This is a genomic window from Stenotrophomonas maltophilia (genome assembly GCF_013464915.1).
GTDB classification, from domain to species: Bacteria; Pseudomonadota; Gammaproteobacteria; order Xanthomonadales; family Xanthomonadaceae; genus Stenotrophomonas; species Stenotrophomonas maltophilia_AT.
Genome location: NZ_RAVT01000074.1, coordinates 1 through 16,498, shown reverse-complemented (window position 1 = coordinate 16,498; position 16,498 = coordinate 1). Strand labels below are relative to the sequence as shown.

Annotated in this window: 12 protein-coding genes; 6 read left to right on the top strand and 6 right to left on the bottom strand. The window is 68.5% G+C overall.

Annotation, left to right across the window (positions count from 1 at the left end; translation table 11 throughout):
- Positions 1–91 precede the first annotated feature (91 nt).
- The gene (locus D7T59_RS20560) at positions 92–466 is read right to left on the bottom strand and encodes a MerC domain-containing protein (protein WP_164137710.1); all 375 of its coding nucleotides are present in this window, start codon (positions 464–466) and stop codon (positions 92–94) included.
- Between the two features lie 69 nt (positions 467–535).
- On the opposite strand from D7T59_RS20560, the gene D7T59_RS20555 reads away from it, so the two are divergent.
- The gene (locus D7T59_RS20555; protein WP_111113736.1) at positions 536–1,861 is read left to right on the top strand and encodes a GTP-binding protein; all 1,326 of its coding nucleotides are present in this window, start codon (positions 536–538) and stop codon (positions 1,859–1,861) included.
- Between the two features lie 184 nt (positions 1,862–2,045).
- Here D7T59_RS20555 and D7T59_RS20550 read toward each other — a convergent pair whose 3' ends face one another.
- Both D7T59_RS20550 and D7T59_RS20545 read right to left on the bottom strand, forming a co-directional pair.
- Positions 2,046–3,653 carry an ATP-binding cassette domain-containing protein gene (locus D7T59_RS20550; protein WP_180853457.1) on the bottom strand — a complete coding sequence of 536 codons (1,608 nt, stop codon included), beginning with the start codon at positions 3,651–3,653 and terminating at the stop codon, positions 2,046–2,048.
- A gap of 300 nt (positions 3,654–3,953) precedes the next feature.
- Positions 3,954–4,853 (bottom strand): LysR family transcriptional regulator, encoded by a 900-nt coding sequence (locus D7T59_RS20545; RefSeq protein WP_180853458.1) that lies wholly within the window; start codon positions 4,851–4,853, stop codon positions 3,954–3,956.
- A gap of 226 nt (positions 4,854–5,079) precedes the next feature.
- On the opposite strand from D7T59_RS20545, the gene D7T59_RS20540 reads away from it, so the two are divergent.
- On the top strand, positions 5,080–6,258 hold the full coding sequence (locus D7T59_RS20540; protein ID WP_180853459.1) for a serine hydrolase domain-containing protein: 1,179 nt from the start codon (positions 5,080–5,082) through the stop codon (positions 6,256–6,258).
- Positions 6,255–7,439 (top strand): MFS transporter, encoded by a 1,185-nt coding sequence (locus D7T59_RS20535; protein WP_180853460.1) that lies wholly within the window; start codon positions 6,255–6,257, stop codon positions 7,437–7,439. The genes D7T59_RS20540 and D7T59_RS20535 overlap by 4 nt, the downstream gene beginning before the upstream one ends.
- Positions 7,440–7,662: 223 nt before the next feature.
- Here D7T59_RS20535 and D7T59_RS20530 read toward each other — a convergent pair whose 3' ends face one another.
- Positions 7,663–9,279, bottom strand: a complete 1,617-nt coding sequence (locus tag D7T59_RS20530; RefSeq protein ID WP_164137704.1) for an EAL domain-containing protein — start codon at positions 9,277–9,279, stop codon at positions 7,663–7,665.
- Positions 9,280–9,509: 230 nt separating this feature from the next.
- On the opposite strand from D7T59_RS20530, the gene cycA reads away from it, so the two are divergent.
- Together cycA and D7T59_RS20520 are read left to right on the top strand one after the other, a co-directional pair.
- Positions 9,510–10,883 carry a D-serine/D-alanine/glycine transporter gene (gene cycA / locus D7T59_RS20525; RefSeq protein WP_180853461.1) on the top strand — a complete coding sequence of 458 codons (1,374 nt, stop codon included), beginning with the start codon at positions 9,510–9,512 and terminating at the stop codon, positions 10,881–10,883.
- A gap of 319 nt (positions 10,884–11,202) precedes the next feature.
- A complete protein-coding gene (locus D7T59_RS20520; RefSeq protein WP_180853462.1) occupies positions 11,203–11,979 on the top strand; it encodes a lytic transglycosylase domain-containing protein in 777 nt (258 codons plus the stop codon).
- 94 nt (positions 11,980–12,073) lie between these two features.
- Here the strand turns inward: D7T59_RS20520 and D7T59_RS20515 are convergent, their stop codons facing one another.
- The gene (locus D7T59_RS20515; protein WP_164137701.1) at positions 12,074–13,594 is read right to left on the bottom strand and encodes a hypothetical protein; all 1,521 of its coding nucleotides are present in this window, start codon (positions 13,592–13,594) and stop codon (positions 12,074–12,076) included.
- A 164-nt stretch (positions 13,595–13,758) separates the two neighbouring features.
- Between D7T59_RS20515 and D7T59_RS20510 the strand changes: the two genes are divergently transcribed.
- Positions 13,759–15,840: an NHL repeat-containing protein gene (locus D7T59_RS20510; RefSeq protein WP_180853463.1), complete on the top strand. Its 2,082-nt coding sequence runs from the start codon at positions 13,759–13,761 to the stop codon at positions 15,838–15,840.
- Here D7T59_RS20510 and D7T59_RS20505 read toward each other — a convergent pair.
- On the bottom strand, positions 15,818–16,225 hold the full coding sequence (locus D7T59_RS20505; RefSeq protein WP_053442461.1) for a YciI family protein: 408 nt from the start codon (positions 16,223–16,225) through the stop codon (positions 15,818–15,820). The two genes, D7T59_RS20510 and D7T59_RS20505, sit on opposite strands and share 23 nt — an antisense overlap.
- Between the last annotated feature and the right edge of the window lie 273 nt (positions 16,226–16,498).

The following is a 16,498-nucleotide window of genomic DNA, read 5'->3' as shown; positions in this document are numbered from 1 at the left end:
TCTGGGGCGAAAGGTTTGGTGTGGTAACCACCATTCTCCTCAGATGCCCCGGGTGAACAACCTACCGGGAAGTCACAACTAACAGTCGACTCTACACCGCGTGCCTGTGCCGCGCGTTCCAGAGATGCGTGGCGGCCAGCAGCAGGCTGCCGGTGACCGTCATCGGTGTTTCCCAGTCATGCGAGGGCAGTGCCAGCGCGCCGGCCAGTAACAGCCCCAGACCGGCACCGGCGGTGGCCCAGGCCAGTGCGGGCAGCGGATGACGTCGCTCGGCCCGCCACAGCGCATAGCCGGTCAGCGGCAGGGCGATGGCCACGAACAGCAGGTGCACCCATTCCGCTTCGGCCCAGGCGCCGAACAGCGGCAACGCGGCGGCGAGCAGGGGCAGTGCCAGGCAATGCAGCAGGCACAGGCTGGACAGGGCGACCGCGCCGGCATCGAGCAGGGCGGCAGAAGGCGACTTCATCGGGGGAGGTTCCTTGCGCAACAATTGTTATACAGTAACATTTCCGTTCCGCAGCCAACCCGCTCCGACATGAACACTGTTTCCCGCGCCGACCGTCGCCTTCCGGTCACCGTGCTGTCCGGCTTCCTGGGGGCCGGCAAGACCACCCTGCTCAACCAGATCCTGCGCAACCGCGAGGGCCTGCGCGTGGCGGTCATCGTCAACGACATGAGCGAGGTCAACATCGACGCGCAGCTGGTGCGCGAAGGCGGCGCCGAACTGCGCCGCACCGAAGAGACGCTGGTGGAGTTCAGCAACGGCTGCATCTGCTGCACGCTGCGTGATGACCTGCTGCAGGAAGTGCGGCGCCTCGCTGACGCGGGTCGCTACGACTACCTGCTGATCGAATCGACCGGCATCGGCGAGCCGATGCCGGTGGCGGCCACCTTCGCGGTGCGCGACGAACACGGCTTCAGCCTGAGTGACATCGCGCGCCTGGACACCATGGTGACGGTGGTTGATGGCAGCGCCTTCCTTGCCGACTTCGGTTCGACGCTGCGCCTGGCCGAACGTGGCCAGCAGGCCGGCCCGGAGGATGACCGCGGGGTGGTTGACCTGCTGTGCGAGCAGGTCGAGTTCGCCGACGTGATTGTGGTCAGCAAGGTGGACCAGGTGGACGACGAGGTGCTGCAGGACACGCTGGCCGTGCTGCGCGGGCTGAACCGCGATGCCAGGCTGCTGCTGTCCAGCTTCGGCGATGTGCCACTGGCCGAACTGCTGGATACCGGTCGCTTCGACATGGAGCGTGCGCAACGTGCACCGGGCTGGGTGAAGGAACTGCGCGGCGAACACACGCCGGAAACCGAGGAGTACGGCATTGGCAGTTTCGTCTACCGTTCGCGGCGACCCTTCCATCCCGGCCGCTTCGCGCGCGCGCTGCAGTCGGGCATGCCAGGCGTGATCCGCAGCAAGGGCTGGTTCTGGCTGGCCAACCGCATGGACTGGGTGGGCGAACTGAACACGGTGGGCGCAGCGACGCGCACGCAGGCGGCAGGCTTCTGGTACGCCGCGCGTGATCGTGTTCGTGCCGGCATCGAGGACACCACACCGCTGCTGCCGCCCACGCCGCTGCCCTACAGCGACCTGGGCTGGGCCCGGCAGCAGGCCGACTGCTGGAGCGCGCCGTTGCCGGGGCTGGAGGAGTTCCCGGATTCGGCCGCGCACGCGGCGATGCAGCGGCTGTGGCATCCCTTGTGGGGCGATCGTCGCCAGGAACTGGTGGTGATTGGCGTGCACATGGACGAGCGTGCCGTGCGCGCAGAGCTGGATGCCTGCCTGCTCAACGACCAGGAGCTGCGCGCAGGACCGCTGCTGTGGCAGCAGCTGCCGCAGTCGTTCCCGGTGTGGAAGCGTTGAGCGAACCGCTCCTGTAGATCCACGCCATGCGTGGATGGCGGTTCAACCGGTCATTACCCGCCTTGTAGAGCCGAGCCCATGCTCGGCTGGCGGAACATTGCATCCACGCATGGCGTGGGTCTACAGCAATTGCAGCCGAGCGTGGGCTCGGCTCTACATACGCGAATCCACGCATGGCGTGGATCTACAAGGCGTCGCGCCATTGCCAGCCGTCTGCGGTGACGTGCAGCACCTGCGTCGGTCGCAACGCCTGCAGCAGGTGCCGGTCGTGGCTGACCATCATCAGTGCCCCCGGCCACGCCGCAAGCAGCTCTTCCAACGCCTGCAGTGCGCCCAGATCCAGCGCATTGCCGGGCTCGTCCAGCAGCAACAGCTGGGGTGCGGGATCGGCATACAGGACGCTGGCCAGCGCACCCTTTACCCGTTCGCCATCGCTGAGGCCATGGGCTGCCCGCTGGATGCGTTGTGCGTCCAGCCCGAGCAGGGCAAGCCGCGTGCGCAGTTCGCCCGCATCGGCGCCCGGGTTTGCCGCCTGTACCGTCTCCAGGATGCTGCGCTCGCCGGACAAGCCCAGTAGTTGCTGGTCAAGCAATGCCAATGGCGCATGCCGGTGCACGGTGCCACTGCGTGCAGGCAGCTGCCCTGCCAGCACACGCAGCAGGGTGGATTTTCCGGCACCGTTGTCACCGACCACGGCGATGCGCTGCCCCCGGCGGATCTCCAGCTGCAAGGGGGCTGCGCAGCCGTGCGGCAGCACCAGCGACTCCGCCTGCAGCAGGCGCGCGCTGCCGCGTTCGCCTCCACCGGCAAACAGCGCCAGTTCCGGCGCAGCGTGAACCGCTGATGCCGCTGCACGCAGCTGGTCGGCACTGACCTGCAGGCGCTCGGCCTGGATCTGCTGCGATCGACCCTGGCTGGCCTCGGCGCGCTGCTTCTGCCGGCCCAGCAGGATCGGCGCCTGGTTGGCCTGCTTCGCATCGCGGTTGCCGCGCGCCTGGCGTTGCTGCTGCCGTTCGTGCTGTTCACGCGCGCTTCGCTGCTGCTGGCGGTGCTGCGCGCGTGCGTGGTCGAGCTGGGCACCGGCGGCTTCACGCTCGGCGGCGCGCGCGTCGGCGTAGTGCTGCCATGGCCCGCCGTAGCGATGCAGTCCGCGCGCGTCCAGTTCGACGATCTGCTGCATGTGCCCAAGCAGCTCGCGATCATGGCTGATCGCCAGCAGGCCGCCACGCCATTGCCGCAGCTGTTCGTACAGCTGCTGTCGATGCCGCACGTCGAGATGGTTGCTGGGTTCGTCCAGGATCAGCCAGTCGGCGCCGCTGGCCCAGGCACCGGACAGTGCTACCTGCATCGCCTGGCCACCGCTCAGACGCGCGGCAGGCTGGGCGGGATCGAGATCATCGGGCAGGCGCAATGCCTGCCATTGCTGTTGCAGGCGATCACGCAGATCCCACTGGTCGCCGACGCAGGCAAAGTCGGCCTCGTCCACGCTGCCCGCTTCGATGCGCGTCAGCGCGGCCAGTGCCTTGCCGACGCCGGCGAGTTCTCCCACGGTGCCGGACGGTGGATAGCCGGGCGTGGGCAACAGGAATACGCGGCCGCCGCCGCGTACCTGGCCGCTGTCGGGTGACAGGCGGCCGGCCAACAGGCGTGCCAGCACGCTCTTGCCGGCGCCGTTGGCACCGACCAGGCCGGTGGCGACCGGATCGAAGGAAAACGACAGATCGGAAAACAGCGGACGGCCGTCGGCCAGCCGATACGACACGCGATCGAGCGTGAGGGAATGTGTGGTCATGCGACCTCCATGGATGCCGGGTTCTCCCCTGCGCGCAGGGGCGGGAAGAGTCAGGCCGTCTGTTGGGAAGACGGCGGCATCAATGGCGCATTGGTCGCGAGCCTCTGGGAGGAATGAGCGGCCAGTATAGCGGCAGTGGCTGAATGGTCGGGTGTGCGGCCGCCGGGCATGGCCCGGCGCTACCGATGGTCGGGTGGTTCTGTAGAGCCGAGCCGATGCTCGGCTTCCTTTCGCCGCGAGAAGCATCCACGCATGGCGTGGATCTACCGCGACGTGGCGTATGCCGTGGAGCTTTCGGGCCTACGGCACGGTTTCCAGGCGTTCGCTGACGAAATCGATGAACACCCGCAGCTTCGGCAGCACGTGGCGGCCGGAGGGCCACAACAGGTGGAAGATGCCGCAGGAATGCACATGCTCGTCCAGCACGGTGACCAGGCGACCGTCGGCCAGCGCATCGCGCACCGAGTGCACCGGCACGAAGGCCAGGCCGATATCGCGCAGCGCCAGTGCCACCCGCGCTTCGATGGTGTTGGCCACCATGTGCACCGGCAGTTCCTGTGGTGTTTCATGGTCGGGCCAGTGGATCGGCCACAGTTCCAGCTTGCCGGTGCTGGGGAAGCGGTAGTGCAGCAGTGTGTGCTGCATCAGCTCCGTCGGCGTGCGCGGAATGCCGCGGCGCTGCAGGTAGGCGGGCGAGGCGACGATGCGGCGCGGGAACACGCCCAGCCGCCGTGCATTCATGCGCGAGTCGCTGGGCTCGCCGACGCGCAGCACCGCATCGAAACCTTCCTCGATGACGTCGACCAGCCGATCGCTGAAATCCAGGTCGAGGCGGATGTCCGGATACGCCGCCATGAACTCGGCCATCAACGGCAGGGTGAGGTCGCCGACCAGGGGCAGGCTGATGCGCAGCGTGCCCTTGGGTGAGGAATGTGGCTGCGCCAGTTCGGTGCGGGCAGCGTCGCGCTCGTCGAGGATGCGCCGGCAGCGCGCCAGGAACAGCTGGCCCTCGGCGGTGAGGGTGATGCTGCGCGTACTGCGATGGAACAGGCGCACGCCCAGTGCGTGCTCCAGCCGCGCTACACACTTGCCCGCTGCCGAGGCGGAAATGCCCTGCAGGCGACCGGTCTCGACAAAGCTGCGGGTGTCGGCGGCATGCACGAAGGTCTGCAGGTTGGCGAGGTTGTCCAGGACTGACATGGGCGTGCGGGCGGTGAAAGCGGCAGGGTAGGTCGGCGCGACCGCTGCGGGGGGCTCCGCCATCGCAACGCTGTGGTGCGGGGGGAGTGGGGACCGTTGCGGCCTTGCAGTTCCGGCCATCATGCCGATTGCGGACTGTGCGGTCCATGATGCCCGGAGCGGCAACCGGCTTTTTGCGCGGACGCCCGCTGCCTAACGTGGCGACCTCTCCCCACGGATCACCGCGATGAATACCGCTCCTGCCTTCGAACCGACGCCGACACTGCCTTCGGTGCAGCGGCTGCTGCAGCAGGTCCACCCGCAGCGCCTGGTTGGCGCGGTGGTGCTGGTGAGCGAGCACGGGGCGCTGCGCCACGCCAGCGCCACGGGCCTGGCAGATCGCGGGTCGGCCGCGCCGATGCAACGCGACCAGTTGTTCCGGCTGGCCTCGGTGAGCAAGCCGCTGCTGACCACGGTGATCCTGCGCCTGGTGGCCGAGGGCGTGCTTGACCTCGATGCGCCGGTACAGCGCTGGCTGCCGGACTTCCGCCCGGCGATGGCCGATGGCAGCACGCCGCCCATCAGCCTGCGCCAGCTGCTCAGCCACAGCAGCGGGTTGGGCTATCGCTTCCTCGAAGCCGACGCGGATGGCCCCTACGCGCTGGCCGGTGTCAGCGATGGCATGGACGCCAGGCCGTTGACCCTGGCCGAGAACGTGCGCCGCATCGCGCAGGCGCCACTGCTGTTCGCACCGGGCAGCCAGTGGATGTATTCGCTGGGCGTGGACGTGGCCGGTGCCGTGGCCGAAGCGGCGACCGGGGAAACGTTGCAGGCAGTGTTCGCACGCTTGCTGGCTGCGCCCCTGGGCCTGCGCGATACCGCCTTCGCTACCCACGACGCGTCACGGTTGGCCACGCCCTATGTCAGCGACACACCGCAGCCGCACCGCCTGCGCGAAGGCGAGGTGGTCGCCCCGTTCGAGGGCAAGGTGGGCATCGAGTACAGCCTTGCCCGTGCAACCGATGCCAGCCGGTTCCCTTCGGCCGGCGCGGGCCTGGTGGGGACCGCCGATGAGGTGATGCTGGTGTTGGAGGCGTTGCGCGACGGGCAGCACGCCGGCCTGTTGCCGCCCCACCTCGTGGCAGAGATGGCCACCCCGCAGGTCGGCGAGCAGGGACCACCGGAGCCGGCTGGCTGGGGCTTCGGTCTTGGCTTTGCGGTGCTGCGCGACGCGGCCGCCAGCGGAACGCCGCAGAACGCCGGTACATGGCGTTGGGGCGGTGCCTACGGGCATAGCTGGTTTGTCGACCCTGCGCGTGGCCTGAGCGTGGTGGCGCTGACCAACACCCTGTACGAAGGCATGGACGGCGCTTTTGTCGATCAACTGCGCGATGCGGTGTATGCCGATCTGGGGGCTGCACGATGAGCGGCCATGCCATCGATGCGGCCAGCCCGGCCGGTGAAGCCACGCGTCTGCCATGGGCCGGCCTGCTGGCACTGGCCGGCGGTGGCTTCATCACCCTGCTCACCGAGACCCTGCCGGCCGGTGTACTGCGGCCTATGGGCGACAGCCTGGGCGTGAGCGATGCGGCGGTGGGGCAGCTGGTGAGCGTGTATGCGCTGGGCTCGGTGATGGCCGCCTTGCCGATGACCGCGCTGACCCAGCGCCTGCCACGACGCCCGCTGCTGCTGGCAGCCATTGCCGGTTTCGTGGTGGTCAACACATTGACCGCCTTGAGCAGCAGCTATCCGCTGATTCTTGCCGCGCGTTTCCTGGCCGGCGTGAGCGGCGGGCTGCTGTGGTCGCTGGTGGCTGGCTACGCGGCGCGCATGGTGGTGCCCTCGCTGCAGGGCCGGGCGATTGCGGTGGCGATGGTCGGATCGCCGTTGGCGCTGTCGCTGGGCGTACCGGCCGGCACGCTGCTGGGCCAGCAGATCGGCTGGCGCTGGGCGTTCGCATTGATGAGCGTGCTGGGCGTGGGGCTGCTGGCCTACGCGCGCTGGGCACTGCCGGCGTTGCCCGCCGCCGGTGCCGGCCAGCGCACCTCGCTGGGCACGGTGTGGCGCATGCCCGGCGTGCGCAGTGCACTGCTGGTGATGGTGCTGTACGTGCTCGCGCACAACGTGCTCTACACCTACATCGAACCGTTGGCAGTGGAGGCGGGGGCGGGCCCGTGGCTGGATCGCCTGCTGCTGGCCTTCGGCCTGGCAGCGATTGCCGGTATCGGTATTACCGGCTGGGGTGTGGACCGCCACCTGCGCACGCTGGTGTGGGCGGCGGTGATCGGTTTCATCCTGCCGGTGCTGGCGCTGCTGCTGTGGCCGGGCCACGCGACCACGCTGCTGCTGGCAACGATCCTGTGGGGCGTGGCCTTCGGCGCGGTGCCGACCCTGTTCCAGACCGCACTCGCCCGCCGTGCCGGTGCCGCCGCGGACCTGGCGCAGTCGATGCTGGTGACCGGCTGGAACCTGGCCATTGCTGCGGGAGGTGTGGCGGGCGGTGTGCTGCTGCAGACCGGTGGGCCCACCCAGTTGGGATGGTTGCCGTTGCTGCTGCTGGCGGTGACTGCTGCATGGTTGCTGGCACGGCCGAAGGCGTGGGTGTAGGCGGCGATCATCGGATATGTGGTGCCGGCCAGCGGCCGGCACTACCGTGGTCCATGTCATCCACGCATGGCGTGGATCTACCGAGCGCAGCGACCCGCGTTTGCTTCTGCTTTTGCTTTCTTCTGTTGATTCCGTGGTGGCACGCCGCGCGAACCCGACCGTCCCGGCCAACCCCGGGATAGCTGTACGCGACCCACCACGAGGGGCCCTGCCGTTGGCCGTCCTACTCCACGCCCTCGCGCTCGATCGGCACGCTGCGCGGGTTCTGCATGTCCTCCCGCGCTGCGCCATAGCGCTGCTGCCGCTTGTGATGGAACGCAACGAATTCATCGCGTGGCAGCGGCCGCGAGAACAGCCAGCCCTGACCGAACTCCACCTTGCGGCTGTGCAGGTAGGCCAGCTGTGCTTCGGTCTCCACGCCCTCGGCCACCACCCACAGGCCCAGTTCCTTGGCCATGTCGATGATGTGCGGGGTCACCGGGCTGGTCGCGCTCTCGGTACCGATCGCGTCGATGAACGACTTGTCGATCTTCAACGCGTCCAGCGGCAGCTGCTCCAGGTACTGCAGGCTGGAGAAGCCCACGCCGAAATCATCGATGGCCACGCTGTGGCCGACGCGGCGTGCCTGCGCCAGCATCGTGCGCGCACGGTCCAGGTCGAGGAAGCCGCGCTCGGTGGCCTCCATCCAGATCTGTTGCGGCAGGATGCCGCTGCCGGCCATGTGCTTGGAGATCATCTTCAACGCACGACCGCTGCTGATGTCCTCGGCGGCAAGATTGATCGCGATGTGTGCGCTGCGATCGGCCACCAGCAGCTCGCGCATGTCGCGCACCACGTTCTCGATCACCAGGTCGGTGACGTCGGCGATCATCCCGGCTTCCTCGGCCAGCGGAATGAACAGGTCCGGGCGCACCTGGGTGCCATCCGGACGCTGCCAGCGGATCAACGCCTCGGCGCCGACGCAGATGCCGGTATCCAGTTCGATGATCGGCTGGTAATGCAGGTACAGCTCGCGGCGCCGGATGGCCGTGGCCAGTTCGCCGCGCAGCGACAGGCGGCGACGTGACAGCCAGATCACCAGGCCGGCACCGGCGGCGGCCAGCAGGACGCCCAGCGGCACGAACAGCCACGCCTGCTGGCGGAAAGCCGCAGCCAGCGCGGTACGTGGCGTGGTTGCGATCGCCAGCCACTCCTCGTTGCGGGCGGTGGCGTACAGCGTGTTCTGGTCCAGGCCCTCACCGGGGTTGCGCAGCATGGCCTCCAGCAACGCCGTGTCCATGCCTTCCTGCCTGGCCAGCAGGCGCCCATCCGGGCTGGCCAGGGCCAGGCGCACATTCGGATCGACGATGACATCGACGAAGCGGCGCGGATCCATCAGCACGTCATAGCTGCCATACAGGATGGCCAGCATCTGCCGCCGGCCACTGGCTTCGGGCCGGACATCCACCGCAATCCCCGCACCGTCACTGGTGACGTGGTCGGCCTTGGGCTGGTTCACGTCGGATGGGAATGGTCCCCACGACGTGCAACGCAGCTTGCCGCCCTCGAAATAGCCCATCTGGTCGACCGAAGACGTGGTCATCACCAGCGTCTGCATGCGCCGGATGTGGTCCGGCCCGCACGGATCGTAGGCGCCGGCCTCGGCGGACTTCAACGCGGCCAGCGCTTCCAGGTAGGACTGGTCGGAACGTCGCAGGGTACGGCCGGCGATGTCGCGCAGGCGCTGCTGCTCGACACTGACCGCACGGTCCCAGGTGGCATAGGCCATCACCGCGATCGGCACAGCCGCGGCCAGCAGCGCCAGTGCGGTGCCGCCAATGATCACGCGCAGCCGGCTCATGGCCGGGGCTCCAGCAGGGCGGGCAGGGCAGGGTGCATGGACGGGGCCGATCCTTGGGCAGGTGCGGCTATCTGAGCATGGTGCCGGGCCGGGCGGAATGGGATGAATCAGGTATTTGGTCACATTGTGATGAAAGCGGCCAAATTTGACGGGATCAACCCATGTGGCGCTGGCGCTCAGGCCCGTGGAGGACTACCGTCGAACGCTTCGCCCGCCCCCTTCCCGCGCCCATGACCGAGCCCGCAACGCCCCCCGAGCACCTGCGCCGCAGCCTGTCCAACCGCCACCTGCAACTGATCGCCATCGGCGGTGCCATCGGCACCGGCCTGTTCATGGGCTCGGGCAAGACCATCAGCCTGGCGGGCCCGTCCATCGTCTTCGTCTACCTGATCATCGGCGCGATGCTGTTCTTCGTGATGCGCGCGATGGGCGAGCTGCTGCTGTCCGACCTGAACTACAAATCCTTCATCGATTTCTCCACCGACCTGCTCGGCCCCTGGGCCGGCTTCTTCTGTGGGTGGACCTACTGGTTCTGCTGGATCGTCACCGCCATCGCCGATGTGATCGCGATCGCCGCCTACGCACAGTTCTGGTTCCCCGGGCTTGAAGCCTGGAAGCCGGCGCTGGCCTGCGTGATGCTGCTGCTGTCGTTGAACCTGGTGACGGTGAAGCTGTTCGGCGAGATGGAATTCTGGTTCGCGCTGATCAAGATCGTGGCGATCTGCGCGCTGATCATCACCGGCGCCGGGCTGGTGGCCTGGGGCTTCACCTCGCCCAGCGGCCACACCGCCTCGCTGTCGAACCTGTGGAACGACGGCGGCATGTTCCCGATGGGCCTGGTCGGCTTCTTCGCCGGCTTCCAGATTGCGGTGTTCGCCTTCGTCGGCATCGAGCTGGTCGGCACCACCGCGGCCGAAACCGCCGACCCCGAGCGCAACCTGCCCAAGGCAATCAATTCGATTCCGGTACGCATCATCATCTTCTACGTGCTGGCGCTGATCGCGATCATGGCAGTCACGCCGTGGCGCCAGGTGGTGCCGGACAAGAGCCCGTTCGTGCAGCTGTTCGTGCTGGCCGGCATTCCCGCTGCCGCCAGCCTGATCAACTTCGTGGTGCTGACCTCGGCCACGTCGTCTGCCAACAGCGGCATCTTCTCCACCAGCCGCATGTTGTACGGCCTGGCCGAAGAGGGCCACGCGCCGCGCGGGTTGTCGAAGTTGTCACGCGCCGCAGTGCCCGCCCGTGGCCTGCTGTTCTCGTGCCTGTGCCTGCTGGGTGGCACCCTGCTGATCTACCTGATTCCGAATCTGGTGACCGCCTTCACCCTGGTGACGACGCTGGCGACCGTGTTGTTCATCTTCGTCTGGTCGCTGATCCTGGTGGCCTACATGGCCTATCGCCGCCGCCACCCGGAGCGCCACGCTGCCTCGATCTTCAAGATGCCCGGCGGTGTCGCCATGTGCTGGGCCTGCCTGGTGTTCTTCGCCGCCGTGCTGGTGCTGCTGAGCCTGCAGGCCGACACCCGCCAGGCGTTGATCGCCAGCCCGGTGTGGTTCGTGCTGCTGGGCGTGGGGTATTGGGCGCGGCGGAGGGCTGCGAAGTAATCCAGCGTTTCCGTTCCATCGATTGATCCATCGTCTCCAGAGAGTTTCATCCACGCATGGCGTGGCTCTACCGTCAGCCGCAGGAAACTGTCGAGGGCGGGTGGGTGTGGCCCGGCAGGACCGTTGGCGCCATGGATGGCGCCATCGAGCCCCCATGGATGGGTTTACGGCGTGTCCTGCCGGGCCACACCTATCCGACCAGCCCTCAACAGCCCAGCGCTGCTCTGGATGTTGACATTGCTTCTGCAGGTGCAGGGCGCAGCCCTGCCGACCCCCATTCACCCAACATTAGCGGGCGCGGCCGGATGATCCGGCCGCCATGTCCCGTCACCCTCTCCTGCTTGCGATGTTGCTGCTGCCCAGCCTGTGGCCCGGGCTGGCCGCCGCACGCACCGTCTACCGCTGCGTGCAGGGCAACACCGTGAGCCTGGCCACCGCCCCGGAACCCGGCTCACGCTGTACCGCCAGGGAAATCGACGACAACGCCATCCAGGCCCCGAACCTGTGGGGCAACATGGGGGTGTTCAGTGGTGTGCTGTACGAGCGCGAGCAGGATGGCGTGCTGGTCTATTCCACCCGCAACCTGCCCGGTTCGCGGGTGTTCCTGAAGTTCACCGTGGCCACGCCGCCGGGTGAGCCGGCCCATGAAGGGCTGGGCAAGGTCGGCAAGCCGCAGCTGGCCCCGCATGCCAGGCAGTTCAAGGCCGCGGCCAAGGCCACCGGCGTCGACGACGCATGGTTGCGCGCGATCGCCCATGCCGAGAGCAACTTCGATCCGCTGGCGGTCTCGAGCAAGGGCGCACAGGGCGTGATGCAGCTGATGCCCGAGACCGCGCAGGAATTCGGCGTGCGCGATCCGTTCTCGCCGCAGCAGTCGATCGAGGGTGGCGCGCGCTACATGCGCGCGCTGCTGCGCCGCTACAACGGTGACCGGCCGCTGGCCGCCGCGGCCTACAACGCCGGCATCGGTGCGGTCACCCGTTACAAGGGGGTGCCGCCGTATGCCGAAACCCTGGCCTATGTGGACAAGGTGATGGCGCTGTACGCACGTTACCGCGAAGCGATGGGCATCCGCACCGAAGTGCCCGCGCGCTAGGCTGGCGGTGCTGGATGTGTCGTGTAGAGCCGAGCCCATGCCCGGCTCAGGGAGCCGGCAGCCGAGCATGGGCTCGGCTCTACAGGGCGTCTGCTCAGCGCGAGGTCGAGGTGCTGACCAGTTCGTAGCGCTCGATGCGGCCCAGGCGGGCAACCTCGGCCTGCACGTCGGCACGTTGCTTCAGCGCACGCCAGGCCGCATCGATCTTCACGTCGCCCGGCAATGACGGATAGGTGCGCATGTCCTGCAGGCTGGCCAGCGTCTCGCCACGGTCGGTGGGGGAGCGCAGCTGTTCGATCAGCACGGCGGCTGCGCCGTCCAGGTTGCCTTCGTCCAGCAGCATCTCGCGATGGAACAGGCGCGCGTCGTCGCGCTGGGCCAGGATCACCGAGCGTGCGGCTTCCATTGCCTGGGCATCGCCGCGTTCGCGGGCGGCAGCGAACTGCACCAGGGCTTGTGCGGCTTTGCCGTAGCCACCGAGGTCGGGGAGATCTTTCACCGCCTGCGCTGCATCCTGCATGCGGCCGAGCGAGGTGAACACGAAGCCGACATTCAACCGGTGCTCGATGTCGTCCGGGCCGAGTGCGCCGATGCGGGCCGCCTGTTGCGCCGCCGCCAGGGCATCGTCGGTGCGGCCCAGCCGGCGCAATGCGGTGAAACGGCTGTTGAGCAGCCACGCCACCCATTCGGCTTCCTCCGCCGACGGCGATTCGCCTTCGGCGGCCGCCCGGGCCATGCCGTCGGTCAGTGCCAGCACTTCCTCATTGCGGTCCAGCATCAGCAGCGTGACGCTGAACTGGGCCATGCGCGCGTCCAGCTTGCGATCAAGCAGGCCGGACACCCGCAGGTCGTCCAGGTGCTTCTGCGCGACCTGTACCGGGTCGAAGCGCGGATCGGCACGGTCGACATAGCGGTCGAAGCGCTTGTCGCTGCGCAGCTGGATGATCTCGGCCGGGCTGTCGATGCGGGCCAGCGTGGCCGGAATCGCGTCGCCGCGGCCGTTCTCGGCCTGCAGCGTGGCCAGCGCCAGCCACAGTCCGGTCGGTTCCAGGCCACCGCGCTTCCAGCCGTTGTCGAACAGCGCCTGCAGCAGGTCCATGCGCTGCCGCGGCTGATCGCGCAGGCGGTACTGCAGGTAGCCGATCGCCTGGTGTTCGAGCGGCAGCGGCGCTTCGGCATGTTTCAGCGCCTGCACCAGATGACGGGTGGCCGCTGCAGGCTGGTCCTCTGACAGTTCAACCGACATCAGGGTGAGCAGGATCTGCGCATCCTCCGGCAGTGCCTCCTGCGCCCGTTGCAGGTAGCGGCGGGCCTGGGCCGGCTTCTTCTGCATCAGTGCGGTCCAGCCCGCCACCTGCGCGGCGCGGCCGCGGTGCTCGGCATCGAAGTCGTCCAGCAGCGGGTCTTCCATCAGCCGCTCCATCGCGATCAGCGCGCCCAGTGTGTTGCCACTGCGCGACTGCTGGATCGCCTCATCCCACCGCGTGGCATAGGCCATGTGTACGGCGTCGCTGGTGACCGACGGCTTCTGCGGCGCCACCGTGATCGAGGCGGAGGCGGATGTGCTGGCCAGTGCGGCGATCAGCAGGGCGGCGAGGGGGAGTGTGCGGGGCATGGAGGATCTCCATCCGTGGGAACCGCATTGAACCTGCTGTGGCCAACGAGAACAAGCGCGGCGCATGGAACTCTGGTATCCGGGCGTACGATTGGCCGTGGCGCATCCCGTGCACAGCGTCTATTGTCGGTACCTCTTCACACAGCAGCAGGTAGCGCAGCGCGATGGCACGGTGGCAATGGATGGCGGCAGGTGTGGCGTTGGCAACGGCAGTGGCACTGGCGGCGACCTGGTGGGAGGCACCGCTGCACACGCTGGCTGAACCCGCAGGCCCCGCGCCCACGCCGCTGGCCTGGACTGCGCAGATCGAGCCGCTTGCCGGTGATGGTCATCCGGGTGACCGCGACGGCACCGCTGCACAGGCCCGCTTCGCCGACCCGTATTCATTGCTGCGCGGCGCCGATGGCAGCATCTACTTCACCGATGCCGGCGACAACAACCGGATCCGCCGCCGCCTGCGCGATGGCCGCGTCGAAACCGTCGCCGGGCAGGGCGAGGGGCGCGTTGATGGTCCGGCACTGCAGGCCAGCTTCAATACTCCTTCCGGCATCGCGGCCGATGGGCAGGGCAACCTGTACGTGGCCGACACCGGCAACCATGCGATCCGCCGCATCGGCACCGATGGCCAGGTCAGCACGTTGGCCGGTGGTGAACAGGGATATGCCGATGGACCGGCCGCGCAGGCGCGCTTCGATGCACCGATGGGCATCGCAGTGGACGCGCAGGGCCAGGTCTACGTGGCCGATACCTACAACGACCGTATCCGGGTGATCGGCACCGACGGCACGGTGCGCACCCTGGCCGGTGGCGAGCGCCCGGGAATGGCCGATGGCGTGGGTGCCGCGGCGCGCTTCGATACGCCGGTGGCACTGGCCTTCGACGCGCAGGGCGCGTTGCTGGTGGCCGATCTGTTCAACAACGCGGTGCGCCGCGTCGGCGCCGATGGCACGGTCAGCACCGTGGTGGGTGGTGGTGGCGTGATCAACGGGCCGCTGTCGTTGGCCACCACCCACGATGGCGTGCTGTACGTGGGCGACATGGATGGCCGCATCGTGCAGGTAACGCCGCAGGGCCACCAGATCGCGCTGGTCGGCAACGGCCGCCTGCCACGCCTGGCCCGCCCCAGTGGCCTGGCGATGGACGCCGACGGCAGCGTGCTGGTCGCCGATTCCGCCAGCTATCGCCTGCACCGCCTGCGTCCGCTACCGGTGGGGGAACTGCCCGCGCCGGCGCTGCTCGGCCCGGCCGCCGATGCCGCATTGCCGGACACCGGCGGGCGCTGGCCGCTGGCCCCGCAGGAAGGCTGGCACGAAGTGGTCGGCACACTGGGCGAAGTGCGCGGCAACTTCAAGGGCGAGAGCCGCCACCACCTGCATGGTGGCTTCGACGTGCGTGGTGATGTGGGCCAGACCGTGCTGGCGATCGCCGACGGCAAGATCAGCAGCCCGATGGCGGCCTGGAGCCTGGGTGAACAGGCCGAGGGCCTGGCGGTGGACCGCCTCAAGTACATCCACATGCGGGTGGGCCGCACCCCGCGCAATGAACCGTTCGATGCGCGCTGGCAGGCGCTGTACGACGAGCAGGGCAGGTTGGAGCGGATGCGCGTGCGCCGTGGCATGCGCATCCACGTTGGCGATCGGCTGGGCAGCATCAACAACCAGGCGCATGTGCATCTGGCCGTTGGTACCGGCGGTTTCGAGACCAACGCGGTGGCGCTGGGCTTCCACAACTACGCCGACCACTTCGCGCCGCGCATCACCGATGTGGCGCTGCTGGACGACACCGACCAGCCGATGGCCGCAGGCAGCGATGGCGTGGTGATGGTGGCGCGCCAGGGGCGCGGCGTGCAGATCGTGGTGGAGGCGTGGGACCAGGTCGACAACAACCTGCCGCGACGCCGCCTGGGCATGTACCAGGTGGGCTACCAGATCCTTGATGCGGGCGGCCAACCGCTGCAGGGCTACGAGCAGCCGCGCTGGAACATCGTGTTCAACCGCATGCCGCCGCAGCGGGAGGCCGTGCGCGTGGCCTACGCGCCGGACAGCGGCATCACCGTGCATGGCAGCGCGGTGACCCGCTTCCGCTACCTGGCCACCAACACCGTGCGTGATGGCCTGATGGAAACCGGCCGCTGGCAGCCGGCGGCGCTGCCGCCGGGCGAGTACATCGTGCGTGCCAGCGTGCGCGATTACAGCGGCAACGAAGGCATTGGACCGCGCGAGATCAGAGTACGGCTGCTGCCATAGCCGCAGCCGGAGCGCCGCAGCGTTCGCGCTCGGCGTCCATGTCTTCCAACGGCCGCACCTCGATGCTGCCGAAGCGTGCCCACGGGAAGTCACGGGCGATGCGCATGGCTTCGTCGCGGTCGCGGGCGACGATCAGGTTGAAGCCGGCCAGCAGCTCGCGGGTTTCGGCGAATGGGCCATCCAGTACACGGCTGTGGCCATCGCGCACGCGCAGAGTCTGCGCGGTGTCGACCGGCTGCAGCTTCTGTGCGGCCAGCAGCGTGCCCTCGGCCTGCAGTTTGTCGGCGTGGGCGAGGCAGTCGCGCATCAGCGCGTTGAATTCTTCGATGGGCAGTGCCTGCAGCAGGGCAGGCTCGATGTAGATCAGAAGCAGGTACTGCTGCATGGCACGGTCCTGGCGGGGGCGGGGTGTCCATGATGGCGCAGGTCTGCGCGTGGGCATGTTGCAGCGCGGGAGGCGCGCCTTCGGCGGGGATCGGCGAACGGCGGAGCCCCTCCGTGGTGGGGTTGGGTTGGTTGCTGAAAGCTGGCTTCCTGCGGGTGGGGCGGGGGGGGGGGGGGGGGGGGGGGGGCGGGGRGGGGGGGGGGGGGGGGGGGGGGCGGGGGGGGGGGGGCGGGGGGGGGGGGGGGGGCGGGGCGCGGGGGGGGGGGGGGGCGG

Coding starts and splice junctions, on each gene's coding strand:
- D7T59_RS20560 (WP_164137710.1), bottom strand. CDS start 466: ATGAAGTCGCCTTCTGCCGCCCTGCTCGATGCCGGCGCGGTCGCCCTG.
- D7T59_RS20555 (WP_111113736.1), top strand. CDS start 536: ATGAACACTGTTTCCCGCGCCGACCGTCGCCTTCCGGTCACCGTGCTG.
- D7T59_RS20550 (WP_180853457.1), bottom strand. CDS start 3,653: ATGACCACACATTCCCTCACGCTCGATCGCGTGTCGTATCGGCTGGCC.
- D7T59_RS20545 (WP_180853458.1), bottom strand. CDS start 4,853: ATGTCAGTCCTGGACAACCTCGCCAACCTGCAGACCTTCGTGCATGCC.
- D7T59_RS20540 (WP_180853459.1), top strand. CDS start 5,080: ATGAATACCGCTCCTGCCTTCGAACCGACGCCGACACTGCCTTCGGTG.
- D7T59_RS20535 (WP_180853460.1), top strand. CDS start 6,255: ATGAGCGGCCATGCCATCGATGCGGCCAGCCCGGCCGGTGAAGCCACG.
- D7T59_RS20530 (WP_164137704.1), bottom strand. CDS start 9,279: ATGAGCCGGCTGCGCGTGATCATTGGCGGCACCGCACTGGCGCTGCTG.
- cycA (WP_180853461.1), top strand. CDS start 9,510: ATGACCGAGCCCGCAACGCCCCCCGAGCACCTGCGCCGCAGCCTGTCC.
- D7T59_RS20520 (WP_180853462.1), top strand. CDS start 11,203: ATGTCCCGTCACCCTCTCCTGCTTGCGATGTTGCTGCTGCCCAGCCTG.
- D7T59_RS20515 (WP_164137701.1), bottom strand. CDS start 13,594: ATGCCCCGCACACTCCCCCTCGCCGCCCTGCTGATCGCCGCACTGGCC.
- D7T59_RS20510 (WP_180853463.1), top strand. CDS start 13,759: ATGGCACGGTGGCAATGGATGGCGGCAGGTGTGGCGTTGGCAACGGCA.
- D7T59_RS20505 (WP_053442461.1), bottom strand. CDS start 16,225: ATGCAGCAGTACCTGCTTCTGATCTACATCGAGCCTGCCCTGCTGCAG.